Source organism: Streptomyces sp. NPDC059851 (assembly GCF_042732005.1).
Lineage (GTDB): Bacteria > Actinomycetota > Actinomycetes > Streptomycetales > Streptomycetaceae > Streptomyces.
The window spans coordinates 1-7,277 of the sequence record NZ_JBHWJJ010000228.1; the positions used below are offsets into that span (position 1 = coordinate 1).

General features: G+C 75.6%; 1 protein-coding gene. It reads right to left on the bottom strand.

Annotated features, from left to right (window positions below):
* Window positions 1-7,277 (bottom strand): SDR family NAD(P)-dependent oxidoreductase (locus ACFV7Q_RS37780; protein ID WP_385435477.1); only part of this gene is annotated, 7,277 nt, incomplete at both ends.

Sequence of the window (7,277 nt, forward strand, 5' to 3'; positions counted from 1 at the left end):
CCACCTCGACGGCGAACAGCGCCGGCTGGGTGTACGACGTCTCGTTCAGGAGCGCCTCGTCGGACCCGAACAGCACCTCCTTCAGCGGCGGTTCGAGGTCCAGGCGGTCACACACCGCGTCCAGCGCTCCGGCGAACGCCGGGTGGGCGTCGTACAGTTCGCGGCCCATGGCCAGCCGCTGGCTGCCCTGCCCGGTGAACAGGAAGGCGAGCTTCCCGCCGGGCACGGGTGTGCCGCGGACCAGTCCGGCCGCCGAACGGCCCTCGGCGAGGGCGGTCAGGCCGGTGCGGAAGCCGTCGCGGTCCGCCGCGACCACGGTGGCCCGGTGCTCGAAGACGGCCCGGGTGGTCGCGAGTGAGTGGGCGATGTCGGCGAGCTCCGCCTCCGGGTCCGCGTCGAGGTGGGCGAGGAGCCGTTCTGCCTGGGCGCGCAGGGCTTCGGGGGTGCGGGCGGTCAGGTGCCACGCGAGCGCGTTCGGGGCCGCCGCCGGGGCGGCCGTGGCGGCCGGGGCGGCCGCGGCGGTTTCCGGGAGTTCGACGATGGCGTGGGCGTTCGTGCCGCTCATGCCGAAGGAGGAGACGCCCGCGCGGCGCGGGTGGCCGGTCTCCGGCCAGGGGCGCTGCTCCGTGAGCAGGGAGACCGCGCCCGCGGACCAGTCGACGTGCGGGGACGGCTCGTCCACGTGCAGGGTCCGCGGCAGGATGCCGTGGCGCATCGCCTGGACCATCTTGATGATGCCGGCGACACCGGCAGCGGCCTGCGTGTGGCCGAAGTTGGACTTGACGGAGCCCAGCCACAGGGGACTCTCCGCGGGCCGGTCCTGCCCGTACGTGGCGAGGAGGGCCTGCGCCTCGATCGGGTCGCCGAGTCGGGTGCCGGTGCCGTGCGCCTCCACGGCGTCGACCTCGGCGGCGGTCAGGCGGGCGTTGGCGAGGGCCTGGCGGATGACGCGTTGCTGGGAAGGGCCGTTGGGGGCGGTGAGGCCGTTCGAGGCGCCGTCCTGGTTGACGGCCGTACCGCGGACGACCGCGAGCACCTGGTGGCCGTGGCGGCGGGCGTCCGACAGCCGCTCGACCAGCAGCATGCCGACGCCCTCGCCCCACGCGGTGCCGTCGGCGGCGGCCGCGAAGGGCTTGCAGCGGCCGTCGGCGGCGAGGCCGCGCTGGCGGCTGAACTCGGTGAAGACGTCGGGCGTGGTGATGATGGTGACGCCGCCGGCCAGGGCGAGCGAGCACTCACCGTTGCGCAGGGCCTGCGCCGCGAGGTGCAGGGCGACCAGCGACGACGAGCAGGCGGTGTCGACGGTGACGGCCGGGCCCTCGAAGCCGAAGGTGTAGGAGACGCGGCCCGAGGCGATGCTGCTGGATCCGCCGGTTCCGAGGTAGCCCTCGACGCCTTCGGGGACGGTGTTCAGTCGCGACACGTAGTCGTTGTGCATCTGGCCGACGAACACGCCGACCTGCTGTCCGCGCAGGCCCGTCGGGTCGATCCCGGCCCGCTCGAACGCCTCCCAGGAGGTCTCCAGCAGCAGGCGCTGCTGCGGGTCCATGGCGAGGGCTTCGCGCGGGTTGATCCCGAAGAAGGCGGGGTCGAAGTGGTGGGCGTCGTAGACGAAGCCGCCTTCCCGGGCGTAGGAGGTGCCCGGGTTGTCGGGGTCGGGGTCGTACAGCGCGTCGGTGTCCCAGCCGCGGTCCTCCGGAAGGTGGGCGATGCCGTCGCGGCCTTCGGCGAGCAGCTCCCACAGGTCCTCGGGGCTGCGGACGCCTCCGGGGAAGCGGCAGCTCATGGCCACGATGGCGATGGGGTCGTCGGTGTCGGCGGCGGCGCCGACCGGGTGCTGCGGAAGGGCGGCCGCGGCCGCGGCGGCTTCGGAGCCGAGGAGCTCGTCCTTGAGGAAGCCGGCGAGGGCCGTGGGAGTGGGGTAGTCGAAGACGAGGGTGGCGGGCAGGCGCACGCCGGCGGCGGCGCCGAGCCGGTTGCGGAACTCGACCGCGGTGAGGGAGTCGAAGCCGAGGTCCTTGAAGGCGCGGCCGGGTTCGACGGCGTCGGGGGTGGCGTGGCCGAGGACGGCGGCCACCTGGTCGCGGACGAGGTCCAGGAGCAGCGTGTCGCGCTCGTTCCCGGGAAGTCGTACGAGCTGCTCCACCAGCGGGGTTCCGGTTCCGGCGGCGGTGGCCCCGACGGCCCTGCGGGCGGTGGTCCGGACCAGGCCGCGCAGCAGGGCGGGGACCATGCTCGCGTCGGCCTGGCGCAGCGGGACGAGGTCGAGCTGCATGGGGACGAGGTGGGCGTCGCCGGTGCGGTGCGCGGTGTCGAGGAGGGCCAGGCCCTCCTCGGAGGACAGGCCGAGGACGCCGGAGCGCGTCATGCGGTCCTTGTCGGCGGTGTCGAGCTCGCCGGTCATGCCGCTGGCCTCGGCCCACAGACCCCACCCGAGGGAGGTGCCGGCCAGGCCGCGGGCCTGGCGGTGGCGGGCGAGGGCGTCGAGGAAGACGTTCGCGGCGGCGTAGTTGGCCTGGCCGGCGCCGCCGAAGGTGCCGGCGGCGGAGGAGAACAGGACGAAGTCGGCCAGGTCGAGACGGCGGGTCAGCTCGTGCAGGTGGAGCGCGGCGTCGGCCTTGGGCCGCAGGACGCGGTCGACCCGTTCGGGGGTGAGGGCGGTGGTGATGCCGTCGTCGAGGACACCGGCGGTGTGGATGACGGCGGTCAGCGGGTGCGCGGCCGGAATGCCGGCGAGGAGGGCGGCGAGCGCGTCGCGGTCGGCGGCGTCGCAGGCGGCGACGGTGACCTCGGCGCCCAGGGCGCTTAGCTCGGCGGCGAGCTCGGCGGCGCCGGCGGCGGCCTCGCCGCGGCGGCTGGTCAGGATCAGGCGGCGGGCACCACGGGCGGTGACGGCGTGCCGGGCGACGAGGGCGCCCAGGGTGCCGGTGCCGCCGGTGATGAGGACGGTGCCCTCGGGGTTCCACTCGGCGGGCACGGTGAGCACGATCTTGCCGGTGTGGCGGGCCTGGCTGAGGTAGCGGAAGGCCTCGGGGGCCTGGCGCAGGTCCCAGCAGGAGACCGGGATCGGGCGCAGGGCGCCGGACTCGAAGAGGCCGAGGAGGGCGGTGAGCATCTCCTGGATGCGGTCGAGGCCGGCCTCGGTGAGGTCGAAGGCCCGGTACGTGACGCCGGGGTGGGCGGCGGCGACGTCCTGCGGGTCGCGGACGTCGGTCTTGCCCATCTCGACGAAGCGTCCGCCGCGCGGCAGCAGCCGCAGCGAGGCGTCGACGAACTCGCGGGCGAGGGAATCCAGGACGACGTCGACGCCCTGGCCACCGGTGGCCGTGCGGAAGGTGTCCTCGAAGTCCAGGGTGCGGGAGGAGGCGATCCGGTCGTCGGTCAGGCCGAGTCCGCGCAGGGTGTCCCACTTGGCGGGGCTGGCGGTGGCGTACACGTCGGCGCCCCAGTGGCGGGCCAGCTGGACGGCGGCCATGCCGACGCCGCCGGCCGCGGCGTGCACGAGGAGGGTCTCGCCCCGGCGGAGGCCGGCGAGGTCGTGGAGGGCGTAGTACGCCGTCATGAAGACGATCGGTACGGCCGCGGCCTCGGCGAAGGTCCAGCCCTCGGGCATCGGCGCGATCATGCGGCGGTCGACGACGGCGAGCGGGCCGAAGGCACCGGGCAGCATGCCCATGACGCGGTCGCCGGGGGCGAGGTCGGTGACGCCGGGGCCGGTCTGCAGGACGATGCCGGCGCCTTCGGAGCCCATCAGGCCGGGGTCGCCGGGGTACATGCCGAGGGCGTTGAGGACGTCGCGGAAGTTGAGGCCGGCGGCGCGTACGGCGACACGGACCTGGCCGGGCTCCAGCGGGGCCTCGGACTCCGGGCTGGGGAGGAGGGTGAGGTGGTCGAGGGTGCCCTTGTCCTCGATGTCCATGCGCCAGGCGGAGCCGTCCGCGGGCGGGGTCAGCGGGGTGGCGGCCGGGACCCGGGCGAGGCGGGGGGCGTGGACGGTGCCGCGGCGGACCGCGAACTGCGGTTCGCCGGTGGCCAGGGCGGCGGCGAGCAGCCCGGGCAGGGTGTCGCCCGGGGTGTCGAGGTCGGCGAGGACGAACCGGTCGGGGTTCTCCGACTGCGCGGTCCGAACCAGGCCCCAGACTGGGGCGTGGACGGGGTCGGCGAGGTCCCAGTCGCCCTGGGTGGCGACGGCGCCACGGGTGACGAACACCAGGCGGGACCCGGCGAACCGGTCGTCGGCGAGCCAGTCCTGCACGAGGGCGAGGGCCCGGTGGGTGGCGGCGCGTACGGCCTCCGGGCTGAGCGCAGCTTCGCCGTCGGCGGCCGGGCACGGGGCCAGGACGTACGCGGGGGCCGGCGTGCTCGCGTCGACGGCGGCGGCCAGGGCCGCCAGGTCGGCGTGGGTGCGGCCGGGCAGTCCGGTGCCGTAGCCGAGGACGGCCCAGTCGTCGCCGGGCTGGTCGTCCGGGGTGCCGGCCGGCAGGGGCAGGGTGGCCCAGTCGACGCGGAACAGTGACTCGTGGTGCGCCGTGCGGGCGGCGCCGGCCAGCCCGTCTGCGGAGACGGGCCGCACCACCAGCCGTTCGACGGCGGCGACGGGCGCGCCGGTGGTGTCGGCGACCTGGAGGGACAGGGTGTCCTCGCCGCCCGTGGTGAGGCGGACGCGCAGGGCGGCGGCGCCGACGGCGTGCAGGGACACGCCCCGCCAGGAGAACGGCAGCCCGGCCCTGCGGTCCCCTTCGGGCGAGGACCGGACGAAGGTGGCGTGCAGGGCGGCGTCGAGGAGGGCCGGGTGCAGGCCGAACCGGGCCGCGTCGGCCTCCCGGTCGTCGGGCAGGGCCACTTCGGCGTACACGTCGTCGCCGAGGGTCCAGGCGGCCCGCAGGCCCTGGAAGACCGGCCCGTAGGCGAAGCCGCCCTGGCCGAGGTGCTCGTACAGGTCTTCGACGGTGACGGCCTCGGCGCCGGCCGGGGGCCAGGCGGTGAGGTCGAACGCGGGGCGGGGGGCGCCTGCGGCGAGGATGCCGGTGGCGTGGCGGGTCCACGGTTCGTCGTCGGCTGCGTCCGGGTCGCCGGAGTACAGGTCGAGGGTGCGGCGGCCGTCCCGGTCGGGGGCGCCCACGACGATCTGCAGGCGGACCGCGGAGTGCGGGGCCAGGACCAGCGGGGCTTCGAGGGTGAGCTCCTCCAGCAGCTCGCAGCCGACCTGGTCGCCGGCCCGGACGGCGAGCTCGACGAAGGCGGTGCCGGGCAGCAGGACGGTGCCCATGACGGCGTGGTCGGCCAGCCAGGGGTGGGTGTCGAGGGAGAGCCGGCCGGTGAACAGGAAGCCTTCGCCGTCGGCGAGCGGCACGGCGGCGCCGAGCAGCGGGTGGTGGGCGGCGTCCAGACCGGCCGACTCGACGTCCCCGACGTAGCCGGCGGGGGCTTCGAGCCAGAACCGGCGGCGCTGGAAGGCGTACGTCGGCAGGTCGGTGCGGCGGGCGCCGGTGGCGGCGAAGTACGCGGTCCAGTCGACCGGAACGGCCCGGGTGTGGACGGCGGCGATGGCGGCGCCGAGCGCCTCGGCCTCGCCGCGGTCGCGGCGCAGGGCCGGGACGAACACCGCACCGGTGGTTCCGTCGGTGTCGGTGAGGCAGTCGCGGCCGAGGCCGGACAGGACGCCCTGCGGGCCGAGTTCGAGGTAGGTGGTGACGCGCTCGGCGTCCAGGGTGCGGATGCCGTCGAGGAAGCGGACGGCATCGCGGACGTGGGCCACCCAGTGCTCGGGGGTGCGCAGTGCGTCGCCCGCGAGCTCGCCGGTGAGGTTCGTGACGACGGGGATGACCGGAGCGTGATAGGTGAGGGAGGCGGCGACCTCGCGGAAGGCGTCGAGCATGCCGTCCATCAGCGGGGAATGGAAGGCGTGGCTGACGGTGAGCCGCTTGGTCTGCCGGCCGCGCCGCTCGAACTCGGCGGCGATCTCCAGGGCGAGGTCCTCCTCGCCGGAGACGACCACGGCGGAGGCGGAGTTGACGGCGGCGATGCCGATCCGGTGCTCGCGGCCGGCCAACAGCGGCCGGACTTCGTCCTCGGTGGCGGCGAGAGCGATCATCGCGCCGCCCTCGGGGAGCTGCTCCATGAGCCGGCCGCGGGCGGCGACCAGGGCGGCCGCGTCGGGCAGGGTGAGGACGCCTGCGACGTGGGCGGCGGTGATCTCGCCGATGGAGTGGCCGGCGACGAAGTCGGGGCGCACCCCCCAGGATTCGACGAGCCGGTAGAGGGCGGTCTCCAGGGCGAACAGGGCGGGCTGGGTGTAGCCGGTCCGGTTGAGGAGTTCGCCGTCGTCTTCGGCGAACAGGATTTCCTTGAGCGGCCGTTCGAGGTACGGGTCCAGGGCTGCGCAGGCCGCGTCGAGGGCGGCGGCGAACACCGGTTGGGCGGCGTACAGTTCGCGGCCCGTGCCGGGGCGCTGGCTGCCCTGCCCGCTGAACAGGACGGCGAGCCGGCCGTCGGCGGCGTCGTGCCGGACGAGCCGGGCGTGGTCGCGGCCCTCGGCGAGCGCGGCGAGCCCGGTGAGGAGCTCTGCGCGGTCGGCGGCGACGACGGCGGCCCGGCGGTCCAGGGCGGTACGGGTGGTGGCGAGGGAGTACGCCACGTCGGCGGGGGCCGCGTCGGGCTGGTCGGCGAGGTGGGCGGCGAGTCGGGCGGCTTGGGCGCGCAGTGCGTCGGGGGTGCGGCCGGACAGGACGAACGGGAGCGGGGCGCCGGACTCGGGGACGACGGACTCGGGGGCGCCGGACTCCGAGTCCCCGTCGGCGGGCGGCTGCTCGATGATGACGTGCGCGTTGGTGCCGCTGACGCCGAAGGAGGAGATGCCCGCGCGGCGCGGACGGCCCGTCTCGGGCCACTGCGTCTGCTCGGTGAGGAGGGAGACCGCACCGGCGGTCCAGTCGATGTGCGGGGAAGGTTCGCCGATGTGCAGGGACGCCGGCAGGACGCCGTGGCGCATGGCGAGGACCATCTTGATGATGCCGGCGGCGCCGGCGGCGGCCTGCGTGTGCCCGATGTTGGACTTGATGGAACCCAGCCGCAGCGGCTGGTCCGCCGGCCGGTCCTGGCCGTAGGTTGCGATCAGGGCTTGGGCTTCGATGGGGTCGCCGAGGGTCGTGCCGGTGCCGTGGGCTTCGACGGCGTCGACGTCTGCGGCGGTGAGGCCGGCGTGGGCGAGGGCCTCGCGGATGACGCGCTGCTGGGACGGGCCGTTGGGGGCGGTGAGGCCGTTCGAGGCGCCGTCC